The organism is Nocardia sp. NPDC052316 (assembly GCF_044547795.1).
Lineage (GTDB): Bacteria > Actinomycetota > Actinomycetes > Mycobacteriales > Mycobacteriaceae > Nocardia.
In genome coordinates this window covers 810,141-832,142 of record NZ_JBIUBB010000006.1, presented here as the reverse complement: position 1 = coordinate 832,142, position 22,002 = coordinate 810,141, and the positions used below count along the sequence as shown (strand labels likewise).

Annotated in this window: 19 protein-coding genes; 8 read left to right on the top strand and 11 right to left on the bottom strand. The window is 68.0% G+C overall.

Going from position 1 to position 22,002, the window contains the following annotated elements; genetic code table 11:
• Positions 1-21 precede the first annotated feature (21 nt).
• The gene (locus ACIHA7_RS31420) at positions 22-1,065 is read right to left on the bottom strand and encodes a hypothetical protein (RefSeq protein WP_397294497.1); all 1,044 of its coding nucleotides are present in this window, start codon (positions 1,063-1,065) and stop codon (positions 22-24) included.
• The gene (locus ACIHA7_RS31415; RefSeq protein WP_397294496.1) at positions 1,062-2,069 is read right to left on the bottom strand and encodes a hypothetical protein; all 1,008 of its coding nucleotides are present in this window, start codon (positions 2,067-2,069) and stop codon (positions 1,062-1,064) included. Before ACIHA7_RS31415 ends, ACIHA7_RS31420 begins: the two co-directional genes overlap by 4 nt.
• Before the next feature lie 235 nt (positions 2,070-2,304).
• Between ACIHA7_RS31415 and icmF the strand changes: the two genes are divergently transcribed.
• Positions 2,305-5,523 carry a fused isobutyryl-CoA mutase/GTPase IcmF gene (gene icmF / locus ACIHA7_RS31410; RefSeq protein WP_397294495.1) on the top strand — a complete coding sequence of 1,073 codons (3,219 nt, stop codon included), beginning with the start codon at positions 2,305-2,307 and terminating at the stop codon, positions 5,521-5,523.
• Between the two features lie 7 nt (positions 5,524-5,530).
• Here the strand turns inward: icmF and ACIHA7_RS31405 are convergent, their stop codons facing one another.
• Positions 5,531-5,932 carry a Dabb family protein gene (locus tag ACIHA7_RS31405; RefSeq protein WP_397294494.1) on the bottom strand — a complete coding sequence of 134 codons (402 nt, stop codon included), beginning with the start codon at positions 5,930-5,932 and terminating at the stop codon, positions 5,531-5,533.
• A 110-nt stretch (positions 5,933-6,042) separates the two neighbouring features.
• On the opposite strand from ACIHA7_RS31405, the gene ACIHA7_RS31400 reads away from it, so the two are divergent.
• Both ACIHA7_RS31400 and ACIHA7_RS31395 read left to right on the top strand, forming a co-directional pair.
• Positions 6,043-6,672: a TetR/AcrR family transcriptional regulator gene (locus tag ACIHA7_RS31400; protein WP_397294493.1), complete on the top strand. Its 630-nt coding sequence runs from the start codon at positions 6,043-6,045 to the stop codon at positions 6,670-6,672.
• A 73-nt stretch (positions 6,673-6,745) separates the two neighbouring features.
• Positions 6,746-7,828, top strand: a complete 1,083-nt coding sequence (locus tag ACIHA7_RS31395; RefSeq protein WP_397294492.1) for an amidohydrolase family protein — start codon at positions 6,746-6,748, stop codon at positions 7,826-7,828.
• A gap of 201 nt (positions 7,829-8,029) precedes the next feature.
• Here the strand turns inward: ACIHA7_RS31395 and ACIHA7_RS31390 are convergent, their stop codons facing one another.
• Both ACIHA7_RS31390 and ACIHA7_RS31385 read right to left on the bottom strand, forming a co-directional pair.
• Complete coding sequence (locus tag ACIHA7_RS31390; RefSeq protein WP_397294491.1) at positions 8,030-8,632, bottom strand: hypothetical protein; 603 nt, start codon at positions 8,630-8,632, stop codon at positions 8,030-8,032.
• Positions 8,633-8,953: 321 nt separating this feature from the next.
• Positions 8,954-9,610, bottom strand: coding sequence for a TetR/AcrR family transcriptional regulator (locus tag ACIHA7_RS31385; RefSeq protein ID WP_397294490.1), 657 nt, complete (start codon positions 9,608-9,610; stop codon positions 8,954-8,956).
• Between the two features lie 136 nt (positions 9,611-9,746).
• On the opposite strand from ACIHA7_RS31385, the gene ACIHA7_RS31380 reads away from it, so the two are divergent.
• Positions 9,747-11,240: a flavin-containing monooxygenase gene (locus tag ACIHA7_RS31380; RefSeq protein ID WP_397294584.1), complete on the top strand. Its 1,494-nt coding sequence runs from the start codon at positions 9,747-9,749 to the stop codon at positions 11,238-11,240.
• A 15-nt stretch (positions 11,241-11,255) separates the two neighbouring features.
• Here ACIHA7_RS31380 and ACIHA7_RS31375 read toward each other — a convergent pair whose 3' ends face one another.
• Both ACIHA7_RS31375 and ACIHA7_RS31370 read right to left on the bottom strand, forming a co-directional pair.
• Positions 11,256-12,062: a helical backbone metal receptor gene (locus ACIHA7_RS31375; RefSeq protein WP_397294489.1), complete on the bottom strand. Its 807-nt coding sequence runs from the start codon at positions 12,060-12,062 to the stop codon at positions 11,256-11,258.
• 34 nt (positions 12,063-12,096) lie between these two features.
• A complete protein-coding gene (locus ACIHA7_RS31370; protein WP_397294488.1) occupies positions 12,097-12,624 on the bottom strand; it encodes a TetR/AcrR family transcriptional regulator in 528 nt (175 codons plus the stop codon).
• A gap of 67 nt (positions 12,625-12,691) precedes the next feature.
• Between ACIHA7_RS31370 and ACIHA7_RS31365 the strand changes: the two genes are divergently transcribed.
• A complete protein-coding gene (locus ACIHA7_RS31365) occupies positions 12,692-13,165 on the top strand; it encodes a hypothetical protein (protein ID WP_397294487.1) in 474 nt (157 codons plus the stop codon).
• Positions 13,166-13,359: 194 nt separating this feature from the next.
• On the opposite strand, the gene ACIHA7_RS31360 is transcribed toward ACIHA7_RS31365, so the two are convergent.
• Positions 13,360-14,127, bottom strand: coding sequence for an SWIM zinc finger family protein (locus tag ACIHA7_RS31360; RefSeq protein WP_397294486.1), 768 nt, complete (start codon positions 14,125-14,127; stop codon positions 13,360-13,362).
• Entirely contained in the window at positions 14,124-17,045 is a 2,922-nt protein-coding gene (locus ACIHA7_RS31355; RefSeq protein WP_397294485.1) for a DEAD/DEAH box helicase, read from the bottom strand. The genes ACIHA7_RS31360 and ACIHA7_RS31355 overlap by 4 nt, the downstream gene beginning before the upstream one ends.
• 115 nt (positions 17,046-17,160) lie before the next feature.
• Between ACIHA7_RS31355 and ACIHA7_RS31350 the strand changes: the two genes are divergently transcribed.
• Together ACIHA7_RS31350 and ACIHA7_RS31345 are read left to right on the top strand one after the other, a co-directional pair.
• Complete coding sequence (locus ACIHA7_RS31350; RefSeq protein WP_135235032.1) at positions 17,161-17,523, top strand: hypothetical protein; 363 nt, start codon at positions 17,161-17,163, stop codon at positions 17,521-17,523.
• A gap of 80 nt (positions 17,524-17,603) precedes the next feature.
• Positions 17,604-18,302 (top strand): DUF1524 domain-containing protein, encoded by a 699-nt coding sequence (locus tag ACIHA7_RS31345; RefSeq protein ID WP_397294484.1) that lies wholly within the window; start codon positions 17,604-17,606, stop codon positions 18,300-18,302.
• 2 nt (positions 18,303-18,304) lie between these two features.
• Here ACIHA7_RS31345 and ACIHA7_RS31340 read toward each other — a convergent pair whose 3' ends face one another.
• Complete coding sequence (locus ACIHA7_RS31340) at positions 18,305-19,123, bottom strand: sulfurtransferase (protein WP_397294483.1); 819 nt, start codon at positions 19,121-19,123, stop codon at positions 18,305-18,307.
• A 237-nt stretch (positions 19,124-19,360) separates the two neighbouring features.
• On the opposite strand from ACIHA7_RS31340, the gene ACIHA7_RS31335 reads away from it, so the two are divergent.
• Positions 19,361-20,590 (top strand): benzoate/H(+) symporter BenE family transporter, encoded by a 1,230-nt coding sequence (locus ACIHA7_RS31335; RefSeq protein ID WP_397294482.1) that lies wholly within the window; start codon positions 19,361-19,363, stop codon positions 20,588-20,590.
• Here ACIHA7_RS31335 and ACIHA7_RS31330 read toward each other — a convergent pair.
• Positions 20,578-21,978 (bottom strand): uracil-xanthine permease family protein, encoded by a 1,401-nt coding sequence (locus tag ACIHA7_RS31330; protein ID WP_397294481.1) that lies wholly within the window; start codon positions 21,976-21,978, stop codon positions 20,578-20,580. The genes ACIHA7_RS31335 and ACIHA7_RS31330 overlap by 13 nt on opposite strands.
• Positions 21,979-22,002 lie beyond the last annotated feature (24 nt).

The following is a 22,002-nucleotide window of genomic DNA, read 5'->3' as shown; positions in this document are numbered from 1 at the left end:
TCGGCCGCCTGGGTCGTGTGCTCATTTGCGGGTACCGCCAACGAGATTCGGCCGCAGTGCCGCGCGCTCGGCCCGGACGCGACCCGGCAGCCGAATACCCTCCACCGCGGCGGCGAGCGCGAAAATGCCCGGCACCAGATAGCAGAAGCCCAGCCCGCGGAACGCGCCGAAACCGAGCGGACGCGTCGAGTCGTTCAGTGCGACAACGGCGTCGAAGTTGCGGACGTTGTCGTTCATCGCGCCGATGAGGGCGGCGAAGCGCGAAGTCATCGGCTGCCAACGGGTTTCGAGGGTGGTGATGCCGGTGAGCTCGGCCTCCGGGTGTGCCGTACGGACGTCCGCGGTGTATCGGCTGTTGAGCTCGCCGTCGGCCGCGACAAGGGTGACGAAGTAGCCCTGCAGCTTTCGGACCTCATCGTGGGTGAGGATCGGCCCCAGGTCGTTGATCAGCGGTTGCGCCGCGGGCGAGGCCGGGAACAGCCCGCCGAGCAGCGGCACCGCGATCAGCCCGAGGGCGGCCAGTGCCGCGGTCGAGCGCCAGACCAGCGCCTGCTCACCCTGCTGCGCGCGCCGGAGGCCGAGCACCCCGGCGCCGACGAGAAGCGCGCCGGGCAATGCGAGCAACCACGGCAAGGCGCCGAAAGGTGGTACGGCGGCGAGCTTTTCGTAGTTGTGCCGATTGTCGTCGATCGCGCCGATCATCCCGGACATGTGATAGCGGATCTCCGGGTAGTCGCGGACGAACTGATCGACCCGCGCATAACTGCCCGGCTGCTGTCCGCGCTGCTGGAGCGTGATGACGTTCGTCCTGGCGTCGTCGAGCACCTGCAGGTCGTGGCGGTAGCCATCGATACTGGACCGCGTCATGTACGGCTCGAACGCGTCGATCATCGCCTCCCCTTTGACCGCTCGCGGAAACATGCCGGTGCCGATCGGGGCCAGCACCAGCAGCGCGCCGAGCACGATGATCAGCACGAACGGCCACCGCCGCAACGGCCGCGGCGGCGCGGCCTCGGGATTCGAGACGAAGTCCGAGTAAGCGGGCAGCCCCGACACGGTGGTCACTGCCGTTGCCGACGGACGATCCGGTCCGCGTTGAAGAACACCCCGGCCGCCACGACCGCGACCACGAACAGCGTCGGCACCACCCACGCCGGAGTGTGCCGTCCACGCGGAACCTCGACGGTCTTCGAGGCGAGCACCGGATCGGTGCGCGCGGGTTGCGCCTGGGCCACCGGTACCGCGGCGTCGACCGGGGCCTGAGCAGCGGGCGCGGCAGCCGGTGCCGGTGCGGCAGCCGCCGGACCGCCGGGAGCCGGTGCCGCAGGAGCGGCCGCGGGCGCACCGGGCGCGGCGGCGATCGGTGCCGCCGCCGGTGCCGCCTGCGGCACACTGCCGCCGCGATACTGACCGGCCAGATGCCACAACCCGGTGAAGTTGTTGAACGGACCGCCGACGATCTGACTCGTCCACTCGATCACGAAATTGCCCGCGCCGTCGATGGTGCCGTGCACCGGGCTGGTCTTGCCGGGCAGCCCGCCGCCAGGTTTCGGCGCACCTTGATTGAACACCTGGTTGTTCCAGGTGACACCGAGACTGCTCAGATCACCGGAGAGTTGCCCGCCGTCGGAGAACAACTGCGGCACCGCGGTGCCGCCACCGGTCTGCGGGTCGGTGGGGTTGGTTGCGGTGGCGAAATCCACGCCGTAGAAACGGACCGGCGTGGTCACCCGGCCCGACTTGGCATTGCCCGCACCGTCGAACGCCGCGGCAGGCTGCGGCTGATAGCCGCCGCTGACCAGTCCGCCGTCGCTGCCCGCGGACAGCGTGGTCACCGTCTGGTCGCTGCAGGCCGAGTCGCTGTTGGCCAGGTAGGGTCCGCCCGCGTCGCCGGTCGGCAGGATCATCCGGAAGAAGCTGCCGGTCACCGCGCCGCCCGAGCAGACGCCGGGGGCCAACGCGAACAGACCGTTGAGCGGTGCGGGTTCGGCGTGTGCGAACGGCGCTGTCACTAGCGATAGGCCGAGGGCGGCTACCGCGGCGGTTCGCCGAAAAGAGTTCCGTCCCATGGGTTCGTCCTTTTGGTGGATTTGTGCAGATGGATTTCGGATTTAGGGCATCGCGTCCCATCGGAACTCGGCGCGCGGCCCGCTGTCGCCCTTTGCATTCACGGTGAGCGCAACCCCGCAGCCAATTTTGGGTAAACGACCGGCCGAGTGGCGCCTGGCGCTGTGATGGGCATCACCGTAGGATTAGTTTGACGTCCTAGTATCGGGCGCCACCTGGACTCACCGGAGGACTCCCGTGGCCGACAGCAGCGCGCTTCACACGCCGACCAACCCCGTCCGTTTCGTGACCGCAGCGGCGCTGTTCGACGGGCACGACGCGGCGATCAACATCATGCGGCGCATCCTGCAGGCGCAGGGCGCGGAGGTGATTCATCTCGGTCACAACCGTGCCGTCAGCGAGGTGGTGGACGCCGTGCTCACCGAGGACGCGCAGGGTGTGGCGGTCAGTTCGTATCAGGGCGGCCATGTCGAATACTTCGAATATCTCGCCGACGCGCTGAAAAAGGCCGGGGCGGAGCATGTCCGGATATTCGGTGGCGGCGGTGGCGTCATCGTCGCCGAGGAAATCGCGCGGCTCGCCGAATGCGGGGTCACCATTTTCTCCCCCGAGGACGGGCAGCGCCTCGGCCTGCCCGGCATGATCAATCAGCTGATCCGGGCTTGCGATATCGACCTCGCCACCGAACCACCGGTGCTGGACGCGGTACTCGCCGGCGAGCGCGCCGCCCTGGCCCGTGCCATCACCTGTATCCAGCAGGACGCCCTGACCGCCGGCGACCGGCAGAGGTTGACTCAGGCCGCCGCCGCGCGCACCGTGCCGGTACTCGGCATCACCGGCACGGGTGGCTCCGGAAAGTCCTCGCTCACCGACGAATTGGTGCGTAGGCTGCGGTCGGACCAGCAGGACAAACTGCGCGTCGCGATCCTCGCGGTCGACCCGACCCGGCGCCGCGGCGGTGGCGCGCTGCTCGGCGACCGTATCCGGATGAACGCCCTCGACGGCGACCACATCTTCTTCCGTTCACTGGCCACCAGGGGCGGGCGCGAGCTGCCGGACAATATCGACCTGATCGTGACCGCCTGCAAGGCAGCGGGATACGACCTGGTGATCCTGGAGACGCCGGGCATCGGCCAGGGCGACGCCGCGGTCACCGACTACGTCGACGTGTCCATGTATGTGATGACCCCGGAGTTCGGCGCCGCCTCCCAGCTGGAGAAGATCGACATGCTGGATTTCGCGGATGTGGTGGCGATCAACAAGTTCGAGCGCCGCGGCGCGGCCGACGCACTGCGGGATGTGTCGCGCCAGCTCATCCGCAATCGGGCGGATTTCACCGCGACGCCGGAGGACATGCCGGTATTCGGCACCAGCGCGGCAACCTTCAACGACGACGGCGTCACGGCGCTGTACCAGCATCTGGCCGGGCTGCTGGCCGAGCGCGGCCTGCGGCTGGAGCAGGGGGCGCTGCCCCGGGTGAATACCCGCGTGTCCACCCGGTTCGCGCAGATCATTCCGCCCGCCCGGGTGCGCTACCTGGCCGAGATCGCCGAGACGGTCCGCGACTATCACGCGACCACCGCCGCGCAAATCGTTGCGGCACAGCGGGTTCAACGCATCGAGCAGGTCGCCGCCGAACTGCCCGACGACCAGGCCGTCGCCGAACTGGCCGCGACCGCGCGGGCCGAGCTGTCCGCCGAGAACGCCGCGCTACTCGCCGAGTGGCCCGCACTCGCCGAGTCCTACCGCGGCGACGAGCAGGTGGTGCGGGTGCGCGACCGCGAGATCCGTACGCCGCTGCGCCGGGAGACGCTGTCCGGCAACTCGATTCCCCGGGTCGCGCTGCCCCGGTTCACCGACCACGGTGAGCTGCTGCGTTTCCTGCGCGCGGAGAACCTGCCCGGCCGCTTCCCGTTCACCGCGGGCGTTTTTCCGTTCAAGCGGGACAACGAGGACCCGGCCAGGATGTTCGCCGGTGAGGGCGACCCGTTCCGCACCAACCGGCGCTTCAAGGTCCTCAGCGAACACTCCGACGCGAAAAGACTGTCCACCGCGTTCGACTCGGTCACCCTCTACGGCCACGATCCCGCCGAACGCCCCGACATCTACGGCAAGGTCGGCACCTCCGGTGTCTCGATCGCCTCGCTCGACGATATGAAGGCGCTCTACGACGGATTCGACCTCACCGCGCCGACGACCTCGGTGTCGATGACCATCAACGGGCCGGCCCCCACCATCCTGGCCTACTTCCTCAATACCGCGATTGAACAAGCGCTGGAACGATTCTCGGCCGCCGAGGGACGGCAGCCGACCGACGACGAGGCCGCCGATATCCGGGCGAAGACCTTGGCGACGGTGCGCGGCACGGTGCAGGCCGACATCCTCAAAGAGGATCAGGGCCAGAACACCTGCATCTTCTCCACCGAGTTCAGCCTGCGCATGATGGCCGATATCCAGGAATGGTTCGTGCGCAACGGTGTTCGCAATTTCTACTCGGTCTCGATCTCCGGCTATCACATCGCCGAAGCCGGCGCGAACCCGATCAGTCAGCTCGCCTTCACCCTCGCCAACGGATTCACCTATGTGGAGGCGTATCTCGCGCGCGGGATGAAGATCGACGACTTCGCACCGAACCTGTCGTTCTTCTTCTCCAACGGCATGGACCCCGAATACTCGGTGATCGGCCGGGTCGCCCGCCGCATCTGGGCCATCGCCATGCGCGATCGCTACGGTGCCAACGATCGTTCGCAGAAGCTGAAGTACCACATCCAGACCTCCGGGCGCTCGCTGCACGCACAGGAGATGAGCTTCAACGACATTCGCACCACCTTGCAGGCGCTCATCGCCATCTACGACAACTGCAACAGCCTGCACACCAACGCCTACGACGAGGCGGTGACCACCCCGACCGAGGAGTCGGTGCGCCGTGCGCTGGCCATCCAGCTGATCATCAACCGGGAGTGGGGCGTCGCGGTGAACGAAAACCCGTTGCAGGGCAGCTTTCTCATCGATGAGCTCACCGACCTGGTGGAGGAGGCGGTGCTGTCGGAGTTCGACCGGATCAGCGAGCGCGGCGGCGTCCTCGGCGCGATGGAGACCGGCTATCAGCGCGGCAAGATCCAGGACGAGTCGATGCGCTACGAGCACCGCAAGCACGACGGCTCGCTGCCCATCATCGGCGTCAACACCTTCCGCAACCCGCACGGCGAGCCGAAGCACGACATCGAGCTGGCCCGCGGCACCGAGGCCGAGAAGCAGTCCCAGCTGAACCGGGTCCGCGAGTTCCAGCACCGGCACCGCGACCCCGCACACGCCGCCCTGGCCCGCCTGGAAGCCGTCGCCCGCACCGACGACAATATCTTCGAGGTCCTGATGGACGCCGCGCGGGTCTGCACCCTGCAGCAGATCACCGACACGTTCTTCACCGTCGGCGGCCAATACCGCCGCAACGTCTGAGGGTCGCTCAGAGGATTCGCACCTCGGGGACGGTCGACATCAGGCGAGCCCACTCCGGGTACTTCCGCAGCTTCGCCTCGTGCAACGCCATGAGCTTCGTGCGCAGCGTCGGATCCGGCGCATCGGAAACATCGGGTCCGATCGCGAGTTTCGCGACGTGCGGGATGATCCGCGGATCGCCGTCCAGGTGGACCGGGTCGTGCATGTACCGCTCCAGCGCAGCCAGGTCCTCGATCCCCACGCAGTAGGCGTGCGTCAGCCCCTCGGAGACATCGCCGAGATTCTGACCGACGGTTGAGAACGACACCGACTCGACCGACGCGGTCCGCCGCATCGTCGCGAGCACCTCCGCCTTCTGCTCGTCCGTCGTCTCGTCGCGAAAACCGAAGCGCAACAGGTGGACAATCATGGAGCCTCCTCATTTTGAACTAGTGAGTTCAATCTAGAGAACTGACTAGTAGATACACAAGGCTGAACCCATGAGTTCATTTAGGCCGCGGAAGGCGCTACCATGCGGAGGTGACGGGAGCATCGACAGCGCGGGGGCGGATCGACAAGCGGCAGGCGATACTCGACGTCGCGTTCGCCGTGTTCGCCCGCCGCGGCTACGACAAGACCTGCGTGCAGGAGATCGCCGACGAGGCGGGCGTCGCGAAACCCACGGTGTACAACCACCTCACCGACAAACAGACGCTCTTCCGGCACGCCGTACTCGCCGCGGCGGATGCGGTAGCGGCCGAGACGCTCACCATCATCGAGCGGCTCAGGACCCCCGGCGATGATCTACCGGCGGCCCTGGGCACCATGTCCGAAGACCTGCTGCGGGTGTGCTCCGGCGACCGCGCCCTGGCACTGCGCGCCCTGACCTACGCGCAGCTGGCAGCGTTCCCCGAGCTCACCGACGCCGTGCTGGAACGTACTTCGCAGCGCGTCGCCGAGGCACTGACCGATCGGCTGGCCGGCCTCGCCCTGTCCGGCAGCTTGCGGACGACCGACCCGGCGCAGGCCGCTGAACAATTGCTCGCCCTTTTGACCGCGCCGCTGGAGGCACGTTCGAAGCTCGGCACCCGCGCGGTCTCCGATACCGAACGCCGGCGTATCGCCGGAGCCGCCGTCCACACGTTCCTGTCCGCATACGGATCCCACTGAATTCGGGTCCGGCAGGGCGGCACCGTGTGACAATCGCCGGGTCAGGGCCATCGGCGCGGTTGGGACGACGGATATGAGTCTTTCGGGTATTCGGATCATCGACGCGCACATCCACCAGTGGGATCCGTTCAGCACGCCGCGCGTCTTCAGTCCGACGGCGCGGTTGTTGCGGACATTGCCGATTCCGATGGATCTGGCCAAACGTCTCGCGCCGCGGCGGGATCGCGAATTCACCGGGGATCCCACCGCTTTCACCCGGCCTTATCTGCCCGCGGATTACCGTGCCGACGCCGGTACCGAGCCGATCGACGCGGTCGTGCACATCGAAGTGGCCTGGACCGGGAAGGGCGCGCTGGCCGAGGCCGAGGAGACGGCCTGGGTGGCCCGGTTACCGTTCGGCGGCGACAATCCCGAGCTCGGTGCGATTCTCGGCTGTGCCGATCCCGCGGCCCCCGACTTCGCGGCGTTACTCGACGCGCACCTCGCCGCCGCACCCCTGGTGCGCGGCATCCGCGCGCACGTGGCGCATCATCCCGATCCGCAGGTCCGGCCCTACGCCCCGCGCCCGGGGGCGCTCACCACCAAGGAGTTCCTCAACGGCTTCGGGCTGCTGGCCGAGCGTGATCTCTGCTTCGAGGCCTGGGTGTACTCGCACGCACTGCCGGATGTGACGGCGCTGGCCGCGCGCTTCCCCGAAGTACCGATCGTGCTCAACCATCTCGCTACTCCCGCAGGGCTTTTCGGCCCGGTCGGCAAGCACACCGGAACCAACCCGAGCGTGCGCCGGGCCCTGTTCCTGCGCTGGCGCGACGACCTGTCCGCCCTCGCCGAACAGCCGAACGTGGTGGCGAAAGTAAGCGGGCTGATGATGCCGATCCTCGGCCATCCAGTGCCACCCCGCGGCACACCAACCCCGGTTCCGGTGCTGGTGGACCGAGTCCACCCACTCATCGAACACGCGCTCGACGCCTTCGGCGCGGACCGGCTGCTCTGGGGCTCGAATTTCCCAGTCGACAAACCGATTACCACCATCACCAACAGCATCGACGCCGTCGCCACCGCGGTCACCGGGCACGGTGGCGGGCACTCGGAGCTGGAACACATCTTCCGGAATACCGCGCGGCGCATCTACCGGATCGATACCCCGGCCCACTGACGCGTGGGCCAGCCCTACCGGACAAGTCACCGAGTAGCCGAACAGGAGAGGTATTCGACGATGCGGTACCGCGAGGTTTTCCTACTCCCTCGCGGTACCGGATCCCGCGCTTTGCCGTGCCCGAATTCAGCAACGCACACGTCCCCATCGGCTGCGCCCCGCCTGTTCGGAGCCGACGATGACCGGCGCGGTTGACCGGGTTCAGTCGATCCACTCAGCCTTCTTGTAGGCGGCGATGGCGCTGAGCTCGGCGCCATCCGCGTAGATGTTGCGAACCGCGTACGTTCCTTTCGCTGTTTGGCCCGCGTTGTGGTCGGCGTCTGAGGCCGCCTTGGCCGCGTCGCCGTGTTGGTTGAAGTACACCGGAACTTCGATGTTCGTGCCCGGTGCAGGTACGTAGGCGAATCCGCCGAACAGTTTGGCGACGCGCTGCGCGACACTGAACGCAGTGCCCGCTGCGGTTCGCATCGCCACCGCGGCGGATTCGACTTTCTTCTTCTCCGCCCAATCCGCTGATTCGGTTGCCGCCTTTTCCGCATAGGCGACAGAACTTTTCAGACCGTCGACATTGCCGTCTTCAACCACCCAATCGCTTTGGTGGTCGAGTGCGTATTCGAGAGACTTGCGGGCCCGGAAGGCGGCGCTCGCGGCGCGCTTGGCGTGGCAACGGGCGGCGTTGGCCTCCACGTCCTCTTCCTCCTGGCTGGAGCACAGTTCGGGTGCGGTGGAAGGTGCTGCGTGCGCGGGTGCGGCCAGCACACCAACCGTGGCGGGCCCCACGACGGCAACACTGAACGCGAGCACGCATGCCCCCGCGCGAGACCGGGTAGCAGATCCGAAGAGTGAAGTGGGCACTTTTAATCCTCCTGGCGCAGAGTGGGAGACAACAAGGTTGATTCATTGCGCGATCTGTGGCGAGGCAGAATAACCTCCGTCGCGGCGGCGATCTGGTTGATCGTCGGGGATCTGCAGGGGTATTCGATACGGCGACTGCTGCGGATTGGAAATATTTCCAAGGCGGTATGGCGGGTGTCTCGACCAGCCCGAGCCCCACGCCGCCGCAGGTAACGAGAAGCCGCGCCCAGGCAGGCCGAACGCGAATAATCGGACAGGGTTACAAAAGCTTTATCGCGCGGGAGGAATCGGGTCGGCAGGCAAATACTGCGTACCGAGTAGGGCGCCGAGGCGGCAGACGTGGTCGATGATGTGGTCGGCGTCGATGTCCATCGTGCCGGTGCGCCATGCGGTGAGCAGTTCGATGAAACCGCCTATGCCGACGAGGGTGCTCATGCGGAACTCGAGTTCGTCGGCATCCGGGCGCAGGTACGGAGCGGAGGTGGCGACGAGCAGGTCGGTGGCGTCGGTGAGCATGGTTTTGCGGCGCTGCTCGAGCACGGCGCTGCCCGCGTGGTCGGCCAGCAAAATGCGGGCGCGCCCGTTGTCGTCGGACTGCAGGCGCACGGCGCGGGTCACGGCCGCGCGCAGGATCTCCACCAAGGGTTGCGCGCCGTGTTCGGTGACGATCGCGGCGAGGTCAGCGAAGACCTCGGTGCATACGGCATCCCATGCGACGCCGAGCAACGCGTCACGGTCGGCGAAATGCTCGTAGAAGTAGCGATCATTGAGTGCGGTGCGCTGGCAAACGCCGCGCATAGTGACGGCCGCCCAGCCGTTTTCGAGCCAGATGCCGAGGGCCGCATCGATCAGTCGCGCGCGCCGTTCGGCGCTCCGCTCCGCAGCGGTGCGCCCACCCCAGGTCCGGGCCGGTACACGCAGGCTCATGGTTGACAAACTACCGGACCGCGCGCCTAATTGGTGGCACGTGCGGCCAATTGGCCTCGTGGCACATGGAGGTGGCATGAGCGAGCGAACCAGCCCTGTCGGCATGACGGCACCGAGCACCGGCGAGGCGGGGGGCATGACCGGCACCGGCATCGACCACGAGGTGATCATCGTCGGCGCGGGCTTCTCCGGCATCGGCGCCGCGATCAAGTTGCAGGAGGCCGGATTCGACGACTTCCTGATCGTCGACGAGGCCGACGGTGTCGGCGGCACCTGGCACTGGAACACCTATCCCGGTATCGCCGTGGACATTCCGTCGTTCAGCTATCAGTTCTCCTTCGAGCAGCGCGCCAGCTGGTCGCGGACGTACGCACCAGGGCGGGAACTGAAGGCGTATGCCGAATCGTGCGTGGACAAATACCGGCTGCGACCACGAATCCGGTTCGAGACCACCATTACCGAGGCCGAGTTCGACGAAGCAGGTTGCCACTGGCGGCTGCACACCGCGACAGGTGACGAGCTGACCGCGCGCTTCGTCATCAGCGCCACCGGCGTGCTGACCCGCCCCAAACTGCCCGAGATTCCGGGCGTCGACGACTTCACCGGCGTCACCATGCACACCTCGCGCTGGGACCATCGACAGGACCTGCGCGGCAAGCGAGTCGCCATCATCGGCACGGGAGCGTCTGCGGTGCAGGTGATTCCGGAGACCGCGCCGGAGGTCGAGCAGCTCGTCGTGTTCCAGCGCACGCCCATCTGGTGCCTGCCGCGGCTGGATCTGCCGCTGCCCAAACCGGTGCAGTGGGCGCTGCGGGTGCCCGGCGCCCGGTCGCTGACCCGGCTGATCAGCCAGACCTACGTGGAGATCACCTTCCCGATCGCCGCGCACTATCACACGAAGTTGCCGACGGCCGCGCTCGGCGAGCGCGCGGGCCTGGCCCACCTCCGCAACCAGGTGCACGACCCGGTGACCCGCGAAAAGCTCACGCCGCGTTACGCGTTGGGCTGCAAGCGGCCGAGCTTCTCCAACGACTACCTGGCCACCTTCAACCGCGATAATGTGGTGCTGGAGACCGACCCCATCGCACAGATCACCAGCACCGGCGTGCGCACGGCAAGCGGCACCGAGTACCCGGTCGACGTGCTGATCCTGGCGACCGGCTTCAAGGTGATGGAGTCCGGCAACATGCCGACCTACGATCTGCGCGGCATCGGCGGGCTCGACCTGGAGAAGTGGTGGGACGAGAACCGGCTGCAAGCCTACGAGGGCGTGAGCGTGCCCGGCTTCCCGAACTTCTTCTCGATCATCGGCCCCTACGGCTACAACGGCTCGTCCTACTTCGCGCTGATCGAGAACCAGACCAGGCACATCCTGCGCTGCCTGCGGCACGCCCGCGCGGGCAACGCGACCATCGTCGAGGTGACCCGCGAGGCCAACGACCGCTTCTTCCAGGAGATGCTCGACCGGCGCGACGGACAGGTCTTCTGGCAGGACAGCTGCGCGGTCTCCAACAGCTACTACTTCGACAAGCACGGCGACGTGCCGCTACGCCCGTCGACCACCGTCGAGGCAGCCTGGCGCAGCGGCCATTTCGACCTGTCCGACTACCGGTTCGCGACGTCGGCGTAGCGAGGTCGACCGAACTCAGGTGAGGAAAGTTTGGGACAGTTGCCTGGTGAGGGTTTCTCGCGCGGTGGCCAAGGATGGGCCGTACCAGGTGAGGCTGCGGCCTTCGACCAGCGCTACCGGGATGCCGGGGAAGGCTTCGGGGCCATCGGTTTCGGTGAAGACGTACGGCTCGTCGGGTAGTACGGCGAGGTCGATGCCGGTGGTCAGTTCGGTCTCGGTGAGGCGGGGGTAGCGGTCCGGTCGGTCGGCGTGGACCAAACGCAATCCGAGGCGGGCGGCCAGGTCGCCGGTGAAGGTGTTGCGGCCCACCACCATCCAAGGATTGCGCCAGATAGGGATCACCGCATTGCGCGGTGGAGTGGGTGGTGGTGGCGCCCAGACGGATTCGGCTGCGGTGAGCCAGGAGGGCACACCCATGCCGAGGGCATCGGTGAACAGGCGCGCAAGCGAGGTCAGTGCCTCGTCCACGGTTTCGATCCTGGTCACCCACACTGGAATTCCGGCCGCGCGTAGGCGGCCGACGTCGATCTGCCGGTTCTCCTCCATGTTGCACAGCACCAGATCAGGGGCGAGTTCGATGATGCGACGCACGTTCGGGTTCTTGGTGCCGCGTACCCGTTCGATGGCGAGATCGGCTGGGTGCGTGCACCATTCGGTCGCGGCGAGCAGGATCTCCGGGCAGGAAACCGCGACGGCCTCGGTCAACGACGGCACCAGCGACACCACCCGACGGGGTGGGCGGGTGATCTCCACGACGGTACCGAGATCGTCGGCAAGCGTTGCCGCCGTTGCCTTTCCGACTCCGGCCGACTCGCCGCTCACCGACGACCGCCCAAGCGCGACATTCGCCCAGCACTCATGACAACACCCGCCGGGCAAGCACGCGCAGTTCTTCCGGCGACACCGCGGGGATCATGCTGCCCGCCCCGAGCACCAGCAGATACAGCAGCTGCGCGAGCTGCCGCGCGTCGTCCGCACCATAGCCACTCTCCCCCAGCAGAGTTCGCAGGAAGCCCAGTCGAGCCGCATCGATGCGCTCCTTGACTTCGGCCGCGAGCGGGTCGTCGATCGCCCACGAGCGTATCGCCGTTTCCAGCGTCGCCGGCCCCTCGTCCCGCAACACCAGATCCAAGAGCAGGTCGAGCTTTTCCCGAGCATCGAGTCGGACGGCCGCCGTCACCTCGCGCAGATAGCGCGTGGTCTGCACCTCCTCGAAGTGCGTGAGCAGCGCCGCCTTGTATCCGCCCATGCTCGAAAAGTGGTGGTAGAACGACCCGGTACTCAGCCCGGTCGCCGCCACCAACTTGTCGATCGTGAGCCCGGCCGGCCCTGCCGTGCCGAGGATCACCAGGCCGGATTCCAGCCACGAACTCTTGCCTGCCACAACGACCAGCCTATAACATAAGTTTTGTTCTGTTTCGCGAACGTTGGCACGAGTTACGGAGGTCGCGATGACCGCGATAACACCCTCGTCCACCACCCGGCCCGCCCAGTGGGCCACCCCGGTCCATTTCGCCGGATCGACCTTGCTCGGCCTGGTCGGCCTGGCGCATCTGCTCGTTGTGCACGTTTTCAACGGCGACGACGGCCCCGCCGAAGAGGTCGTCAACGCGATGTCCGCGCAGGTCACCGGATCGATGTTCGACGGAGGCAGGCAACTGTCCGTCTTCGGCCTGAACACCGGCTACAGCGTCGGAATGGGCTTCCTCGGCCTGCTTTTCGGCCTGCTGGCGATCGCCGCGGCGCACGGCGCACCCGCCCTGATCACGCGGTGGTCGCTGTTCAACGGAGTGTGCGTGGCAGCGGCGGGCGGGACATTCTGGATCGCCCTTCTTTACTTCCCCGAGCCCGCCATCGTGGCCTCCGGGCTCGCCACGCTGTGCTTCGCGGCGGTGTTGGTCGGCGAAAATCGCGCAACGGCCTGAGCACTGCCACGGGCGGGGCAGGAGTGGCAGCGGGCGGGCAACCCTCGGGCAGTTCCGAGACCGATGCGACGCGCGCAGACTTGGTGAGGCATCCGGTGTCGGGAAGTCCCGGTCCCGTGCAACCGGACCAGATCCCGCCCCGAAAAGTCCGGAGGCAACCGCAAGCCCCGACGCCGGATGCTCACCACGCTCGATCAGCTGTCGAACATTCGATACAACGCGGTGAGCTCACGCAGCCCCGCCGCGGCGATCGGCTCCTCGGCCGAGGTCATCCGCATCGCCTTGCGCAGCAACAATGGATCCAGATCGTCGGGGGCAGGCCGGAATTCGACCTTCGGTAGATCCGGCAGCGCGGCATCGTTGCCGTAGGGATCGTCGGAGTCCACGGCGCGCAGGTCGCGTTCGATACCGCCGATGAGCGTGTCCAGGTCGAGGCCGCGCAGCGCGAGGATCTCCCTGGGCCGCTCGTCGAGTCGTTCGGCGAGCAGGTAGCAGACCGCGGCGACGTGCTTACACGGCCAGCCCGGGTCGGGGCAGCTACAGGTGAAATCCAGGTCGGCCGCCGTGGTCGGCAGCAGCAGCGGACCGAGCGCGGTCGGCAGTGCGCCGGAGGCGATCTCGGCGAGCATGCCGGGCGCGTCGCGGATGGTCTCGATGAGCAGCTCGATTTCCTCTTCGCGCAGCGGCCGGACGGTGAACACCGCGGTGAACGGGCGCGGCTGACTGCCCTGCACCTCCGCGGTCACCGCGCCGGGCTCGATCCGGTAGCTCACCACCTGCCCGGCCCGCGCGTAGGTGCGCCCGCGCGACATACGTCCGGCGTCGGCCATCTGCTCGACCGCGTCGATCAGCGCCTTGCCCCACCAGGTGCGCCCGAAACCGCCGCGGCGGCTGCGGGCCTCGACCCCGCCGCGGACCGGACGGCGCTTACCGAACTCGCTGTAGTCGATATACGGACTCATTCGCCGACCGCCTCCGCCCCGAGCGTGAACAGCTCACGTAGGTCATCGGTGCTCAACTCGGTGATCCAGTTCTCCCCCACGCCGACGGCCAGATCGGCGAGTTGCCTTTTGCCGTTGATCATTTCGTCGATCCGCTCTTCGATGGTGTCGACGCAGACCAGCTTGCGCACCTGCACATTGCGCTGCTGTCCGATCCGGTACGCACGGTCGGTGGCCTGGTTCTCCACCGCCGGGTTCCACCAGCGGTCCAGGTGCACGACATGATTGGCGGCGGTCAGGTTCAGGCCGGTGCCACCGGCCTTGAGCGACAACAACATCAACGGCGGCCCCGCCGTTTCCTGGAACCGGGTGACCATGGTGTCGCGCCGCTGCTTGGGCACCCCGCCGTGCAGGAACGGCACCTCCGTGCCGAAGCGCTCGACCAGGTAGGGCGCGATGAGTTCGCCGAACTCACGGAACTGGGTGAACAGCAACGCTTTCTCGCCGTCGGCGAGCACCGCGTCCAGCACGTCCTCCACCAGCGCGAGCTTGCCGGAGCGATGGCTGCCGCGGTGCAGCACCCCGGAGCCGTCACCGAGGAAGTGCGCAGGATGGTTGCACACCTGCTTGAGCCTGGTCAGCGCGCTGAGCACGGCGCCCTTGCGCGCCATGCCTTTCGCGTCCTTGATCTTGGCCAGCATGTCGTCGACCACCGCCTGATACAGCGCGGCCTGCTCGACGGTCAGGTTGGCGCGCACCGTCATCTCCAGCTTGTCCGGCAGATCGGTGATCACCGCCGGGTCGGTCTTCACCCGGCGCAGCACGAACGGCTGGGTGATCATCCGCAGCCTGCTGATCGCGTTCTCGTCACGCTCGCGTTCGATGGGCACGGCGAAGCGGGCGCGGAACGTCTGCGGACTGCCGAGCACCTTCGGCACCGCGAAATCCATGATCGAACGCAGCTCTTCCAGCCGGTTCTCCACCGGAGTTCCGGTGAGCGCCAGCCGATGTCGCGCGGGCAGCGAACGCGCCGCGCGCGACTGCCTGGTTGCCGCGTTCTTGATGTGCTGCGCCTCGTCGAGCACGATCCGGTCCCACGTCTGCCGCTTCAGCTCGTCGAGGTCCCGCGCGAGCAGCGAGTAGGTCGTGATCACCAGATCGGACCCGGCCACCGCCGCGTCCAGCTCCGCGCCGGAGCGCCTGCCCGCACCGTGGTGCACCCACACGCGCAGGTCCGGGGCGAAACGCTCGGTCTCGCGCTGCCAGTTGCCGACCACCGACATCGGGCAGACCAACAGCGTGGGCCCCGGTACAGCAGCGCCGGAATCGCCGGCGGCCTTCCGCCGCCGCGCGGCATCCAGCGACAACACCACCGCGCCATCGGCTACCTTCGCCTCGGCCGCCTTACGGCTCGGCTTCGCGGTCCGCCGGTCCCGCACGTGCGCCGCCTCGCGCTCGTGCACCAGCAGCGCGAGCACCTGAACGGTCTTGCCGAGCCCCATGTCGTCGGCCAGGATCGCGCCGAAACCCATGCGGCTCATGGTGACCAGCCAGGCGAGGCCACGTTCCTGGTACGGCCGCAGCTGCGCCTTCAATCCCACCGGCGGGGCGATCGGCTCCAGTTCACGGGTCCGATCCAGGATGTCGGCGGCCCACCCGGTGGCGGTGACCTCGGTGACCGGCACCTGCTCCACCCGGCCGCCCGCGAGTTCGCCGATCAGGTCGGCGAAGGTGATCTCGGAGGTGTCGGTGTGCGCGGCCACGTAGCGGGCGGCGGCGGCCAGCACCTTGTGATCGGCCTGCACCCAATCACCGCGCAGCTGCACCAGATCCGATTTGCTGCGGACCAGCCGCTCCATCTCCGCCTTGGTGAGCACCGTGTCGCCGAGTGCGAGTTCCCAGCGGTAGGAGACGAGTCCCGGCATGCCGACGGTGCTTTCGGCGGCGGGCACCGCACTCTCCACCCGTAGCCGCATGGTCGGGGCACTGACGTTCCAGGCGCGCGGCAGCAACAGCCGAACCCCGGCGGCCTGCAGGGCGTGCGCGCCGTGCTCGACCAGGTCGACGACGACCTCGGTCGGCAACAGCAGGTCCATCGAGCGCGGATCGCTCGGCAGGTCGCGCAGCCGGGGGTACGCCCGCTGCGCCTCGCCGAGCTGCTCGACGGCGACCCGGAGCAGATCCGGATCACCCTGCAGTTGCACGGGGTTCGGCGCCTCGCCGTCGACACGCAGGCAGACCTCCAGCCGCCACAGCGCCACCGACTCGTCCGCGGTACCGAGGTCGCCGTCCGGTTCCAGCAGGCGCAGCACCAGTTCCGGCTCGTCACCGGTCAGGGTGGCCCGCCAGTGCTCCAGTGTTTCGGCCACCCGGTAGCTGCCCGCGTCCAGGGCGATGTCGCGCACGAGCGCGTCGACCAGTGGATGCACCGAGTCGGGCTGGTCGATCATGGAGCGGGCGATCGGGTCGGTGAGTTCGGTGACCAGGTCGTCGAGCACCGCGTTGGGCCGCCCCGCCACTCGCAATGCGGCGGGCATGGCCACCGCCAACTCGGCCAGCCAGGCCCGCTGCCGTTCGCCGCCGACCAGCCGCCAGCGCACCCACCACTGACCGTCGGCGCGGCGCAGTTCCGGCACGATCCGCCCGGCGCGCACCCAGCGCTCGACACCGCGCGCGACATGCGCGAGGAAACGCAGGTCGCCCGCCACCGCCTCGGCCGGGAGTCGCTGCCGCAACGCCGCCGCGGCAGCCGCCGGTGCCATCGCGTGTGCACGGACCTGCTCGGTCGCCGTGCCGTCCGGCCCGATGACCAGCACGTCTGCCCGGTGCCGGAATTTCGACGCGCGCAGAACGCTGCCCAACGGGTCGGGCAGCGCGGCGAGGGGGGCGTCGTGCCAGAGCAGCAACCCGGAGCCCGGCGACCACAGACCGTGCAGCATCAGCCCATCCAAGCAGGTGGGTCCGACACCGACGCAGCCACCGCGATCGCACTGCTCTGGCTTTCTGCGGCGCAGCGGAACATACTTGAATATCCGCTGGTCAACGGAGGCAATCATGACGATTCTGCTCCAGGTTCTCGAGCAGAGCTTCACGCCGACGACGCCGTGGGAGCGGCGCAAATTCACCTTCATCAACGCTGAGAAGATGGTCGGCATGCGGCTCGACGGTCAGTCCGGCGTGTGGCTGGACCTGTCCCGCCCCGGTGAATCACAGCGCCTGGCCCGAACCCTCGACCCGCACGAGGCCATCACCTTCCTGCTCGCCACCTTCGCCAAGCTCGCCGAGTGCGAGGAGCGCGGCGGCTCGTGGCTGATCGGGCACGACGGCGCGAACGCCGAGTCGATCTCGGCCACCCGGTTCCCGCCGCGGGCGAGCGAGGTCGCCGACGACGACCTGCTCGCCCGCGCCTGGTTGTGAGGGTTGTCCTGCACCGTTCCTGACAACTGCTCTCGCTACGGGTTCTACGAATGTCGGTCCATCCGAGTACAGCTGACGCCATGGACCTTCGGCGTTGGCTGCTCGGCGCGCTCGTCGTGCTGTTCGCCGTCGGATGCGACCAGCTCAGCCTGGCACCGGTGGCACCAGCGCCGGGGAGCCCGACGCGGGTGGAGTTGGAGCAGCTGCTCGCCGCCGTGCGGGTGGTGCCGGACCGGCCGCATCCCGGCGGTTACGACCGTGGCTGCAAACCGGGGCAGGGCTGCGTGTTCGGGCCCGCCTGGACCGATGACCACGACGCGCCCGGCGGTCACGACGGCTGCGACACCCGCAACAATGTGCTCGCGTTGCAGCTCACCGAGGTGAGTTTCCGGCCGGGCACCCGCGACTGCGTGGTCGTCGGCGGTCTCTTGCACGACCCGTACGCGGGCAAGCAGATCCGCTTCGACAAGGCTGACGCCAACGACATACAGATCGACCACGTGTACTCGCTGGCCGCCGCGTGGGATCTGGGCGCCGCCCACTGGCCGCTCGAGCGCCGCGTCCGCTTCGCCAACGACGTCGAGGTCAACCTGCTCGCCACCGAGGGGCGCACCAACCAGGCCAAGGGTGACAAGACGCCCGCCGAGTGGCTGCCACCGGCCCGCGCCAACCACTGCTTCTTCGCGGGCAAGTACCTCGCCGCGGCCGCGCGCTACGACCTACCGCTGACCGCGGCCGACAACATTGCGCTGCAGGGTGTCGCGCGGGCCTGTCCCTGAGCTCAACTGCCGGTCGCGACGGGCCGCTTCGGGTCGTTCGACCATTGCGACCAGGAACCCGGATACAGCGCCGCGTCGATGCCGACGACGGCCAGCGCCGCCACCTGATGGGCCGCGGTGACACCGGAGCCGCAGTACACCGCGACCGGTTCGGCGGTGAATCCGGCGAAGCGGTCGCGCAGTTCGGCCGGGGCGCGGAAATGCCCGTTGGCGTCCAAGTTTTCGGCGGTGGGTGCGCTGATGGCGCCGGGGATGTGTCCTGCGCGCGGATCGATCGGCTCGACCTCGCCGCGGTAGCGTTCGCCCGCGCGGGCGTCGAGCAGCACACCGCGCCAACGGGCGGCCTCGTCGGCATCAATGACCTTCAGGTGACCCGGGCTCAGCTCGACATCGCCGGGTTCCGGGTCGGGTTCGGTGCCGGTGGCGAGTTCGCCGCCCGCGTTGGTCCAGCCGGGCAGTCCGCCGTCGAGTATCCGCACGTCGGCGATGCCGGCCCAGCGCAGCAACCACCAGGCGCGGGCGGCCGCCATGCCGCCGGTCGCGTCGTAGACCACCACCGGATCACCCTGGCGGATGCCCCAGCTGCGGGCGCACTTGGTCAGCTGCGCGATGTCCGGCAGCGGGTGCCTGCCTCGGGTGGGCGACGGCGGCGCGGCCAGCTCGGTCTCCATGTCGACGAACACCGCGCCGGGGATGTGGCCGTTCAGATAATGTTGCGGGCCGTCCGGGTCCCCCAGTGCCCATCGGACATCCAGCAGGCGAACCCGCTTGTCCGACAACACTTCCCGAAGCTCTTCCGGCGAGATCAGTACCGCGCTCAACCCAGCTCCTAGTCCAGTAATCGCACCCTCGCGCACCGAATACCCCTCAGACTACGCATCTGAACTGGGCAATGTGGCTGCACCCCAGCGCTACTCGCCGGTAGGCACGGCGGAACCATTGTGCGTCGCCGAGCGCACGCGGCGTTGCGCGCCCCGGTCGCGCGATTCCGCAATTCGGTCCAGTTTCGGATGACTGGACCGTGACGGAACAGTCCAGTTGCAGGCAGGATCGCCACAATGTCGAACCTTTCCCCGGCTACCGGGGCGCCGCCCGAGCAGCACGACCGCGCGTCCGCAGGTGTTCCCGAAGCCGGTCTCGCGCAGCCGCTCGGCGCGGGCGTGGTTACCGCGTTGGTCGGGTTCACCAGCTCGTTCGCCGTGGTGCTCAGCGGGCTGCACGCGGTCGGCGCGAATGCGGCGCAGGCCGCGTCGGGGCTGCTGGCGGTGTGCGTGTCGCTCGGCGTCGGCATGATGCTGCTCAGCTACCGGTATCGGATACCGATCACCGTGGCCTGGTCAACGCCGGGCGCCGCGCTGCTGGTGAGCACGGGCGCGGTGGTCGGCGGCTGGCCCGCCGCGGTGGGCGCGTTCGTGATCGCCGGTGTGCTGATCGTGATCACCGGACTGTGGCAGCGGCTCGGGAAGCTGGTCGCCGCGATTCCGGTGGAGATCGCGCAGGCCATGCTGGCCGGGGTGCTACTGCCGCTGTGCCTGGCCCCGGTCCAGGCGGTGCGGACCAGTCCGGCGGTGGTGGTGCCGGTGATCCTGGTGTGGCTGGTGCTGCAACGGGTGGCCAAGCGGTGGGCGGTGATCGCAGCGTTCGGCGCGGCGGCGATCGGGTCGGGCATCAGTATCGCGGTGCAGCACCGGCAACTCGACTTCGCGGCGATGGTGCCGACAGTCGAACTGACACTGCCGCACTGGAATTGGCAGGCGATGATCGGTGTGGCGATCCCGCTCTACATCGTCACCATGGCGTCGCAGAACATTCCGGGGACCGCGGTCATGAAGTCCTTCGACTACCAGGTTCCGTGGCGGGCGGCAATGACCGTCACCGGTATCGGCACCATCGTCGGCGCGCCCGCGGGCGGCCACGCCATCAACCTGGCCGCGATCAGTGCCGCGCTCTCCGCGGCGCCCTCGGCCCATCCCGATCCGAAGAAACGCTGGATCGCCGCCTTCACCGCGGGCGCTCTCTATATGGTGCTCGCGCTGGGCTCGGCGGCCCTGGTCACCTTCATCGCTACCGCACCGAAAGGGGTCCTGGAAACGGTTGCGGGCCTTGCCTTGCTCGCCACGCTCGCGGCCGCGTTGACCGGTGCGCTCGCTGCCGAGAAACACCGCGAAGCAGGGATCGTCACCTTCCTGATCGCCGCGTCCGGTGTCGGTTTCCTCGGTGTCGGGGCCGCCTTCTGGGCACTCGTAGCTGGGCTGCTGGTCCGTAAAGTTCTCAGTCACCGCACCTGAACGCGCCGGACTTCAACCGGCCGCGGTATGTCGTGGCGTGATTCGGTGACGGCCGGGGGTTCGGCGGCGGTTTTGCCTCGGGCGAAGACGCCGAGCCGTGTGTGGTTGAAGAGCATGTTGAGGGTGAATGATGTTGCCGCGCCCAGGGTTATGCCGCTGGTCAGCAGGATCTGGGCGGCGGACGGGAAATGCACGAACATCTCCTTCGCCATGACCGGCAGCAGACCGACGCCGATGGCGGTGGCGACGATGGTGGCGTTGACCCGGTCGGCGAGATCGGCTTTACGCAGCGTGTCGATGCCGACGATCGCGATGGTGGCGAACAGCACCAGCCCGACACCGCCGACCACCGGTTCGGGGATCGCGGCGACGATCGCCCCGAAGCGGGGCATCAGCCCGAGCACGACCAGGATCACCCCGCTGGTGGCGGTCACGTAGCGGCTGAAGACCCGCGTGGCCGCGACAGCACCGACATTCTGGTTGAAGATCGTGTCCACGAACGAGGTGAATACCCCGCCGAGCACCCCGGAGAGCCCGTCGCCGACCAGCCCGCGCGCCAAATCGCCCTTGCCGATCGGCTTTCCGGTGATCTCACCGATCGCCAGCATGCTCGCCGTCGACTCCGCGAACACCACCGCCATCACCACGCTCATCGCGACCACGCCGGTGATCGGGAACTCCGGCGCACCGAAATGGAACGGTTTCGGCGGCCCTACCCAGTCGGCCCCCGCGATGCCGTCGGTGTCGATCAGGCCCATCGGGATGGCGATGACAATGCCGACCACCAAGCCGATCAGCACCCCGAGCTGGGCGACCATGCCGCGCCCCAGACACAGGAAACCGACGGCGATCAGGAAGACGACGGCGGCGAGGCCGATATGCGACGGCGCGGCGAACGTGGCCGCCGTCGGATCGTTGCCGATGATCAGCCCGCCGGCCACCCCGATCAGCGAGACGCCGACCACGGTGAGCACGGTCCCGGTGACCAGCGGCGGAAAGAACCGCACCAGGCGGGCGAACGGCACCGCCAGCGCGACGCCAACGACACCGCCGATCATCATCGACCCGTACACCGCGGGGAGCCCGTACTCCTTGGCTATCAGAATCATCGGATCGAGGCCGATGAAGGTGGCGCCGCAGATGATCGGCAACCGCGCACCCGCGAGCTTGCCCACCCCCAGGCTCTGCACCAGCGTGATCACCCCGGCGATCAGCAGATCCGCGCTGATCAGCAGCCCGATGGTGGCCCGGTCGAGCCCAGCGGCCGCCCCGAACACCAGCGGCACCGTGATGCAGCCGGTGTACATGATCAGCACGTGCTGGATGCCGAAGGTGAGCTGCCGCCCGAACGGCAACCTGGTATCGACGGGATGCTTTCCCTCTGCCATACCTATAGAACTAGCCGCTCTTCT

Bases quoted from the DNA above. Each gene is read 5' to 3' on its own strand.
- ACIHA7_RS31415 (WP_397294496.1), bottom strand. From the start codon at position 2,069: ATGGGACGGAACTCTTTTCGGCGAACCGCCGCGGTAGCCGCCCTCGGC.
- ACIHA7_RS31405 (WP_397294494.1), bottom strand. From the start codon at position 5,932: ATGATTGTCCACCTGTTGCGCTTCGGTTTTCGCGACGAGACGACGGAC.
- ACIHA7_RS31395 (WP_397294492.1), top strand. From the start codon at position 6,746: ATGAGTCTTTCGGGTATTCGGATCATCGACGCGCACATCCACCAGTGG.
- ACIHA7_RS31385 (WP_397294490.1), bottom strand. From the start codon at position 9,610: ATGAGCCTGCGTGTACCGGCCCGGACCTGGGGTGGGCGCACCGCTGCG.
- ACIHA7_RS31380 (WP_397294584.1), top strand. From the start codon at position 9,747: ATGACCGGCACCGGCATCGACCACGAGGTGATCATCGTCGGCGCGGGC.
- ACIHA7_RS31365 (WP_397294487.1), top strand. From the start codon at position 12,692: ATGACCGCGATAACACCCTCGTCCACCACCCGGCCCGCCCAGTGGGCC.
- ACIHA7_RS31360 (WP_397294486.1), bottom strand. From the start codon at position 14,127: ATGAGTCCGTATATCGACTACAGCGAGTTCGGTAAGCGCCGTCCGGTC.
- ACIHA7_RS31355 (WP_397294485.1), bottom strand. From the start codon at position 17,045: ATGCTGCACGGTCTGTGGTCGCCGGGCTCCGGGTTGCTGCTCTGGCAC.
- ACIHA7_RS31350 (WP_135235032.1), top strand. From the start codon at position 17,161: ATGACGATTCTGCTCCAGGTTCTCGAGCAGAGCTTCACGCCGACGACG.
- ACIHA7_RS31345 (WP_397294484.1), top strand. From the start codon at position 17,604: ATGGACCTTCGGCGTTGGCTGCTCGGCGCGCTCGTCGTGCTGTTCGCC.
- ACIHA7_RS31335 (WP_397294482.1), top strand. From the start codon at position 19,361: ATGTCGAACCTTTCCCCGGCTACCGGGGCGCCGCCCGAGCAGCACGAC.
- ACIHA7_RS31330 (WP_397294481.1), bottom strand. From the start codon at position 21,978: ATGGCAGAGGGAAAGCATCCCGTCGATACCAGGTTGCCGTTCGGGCGG.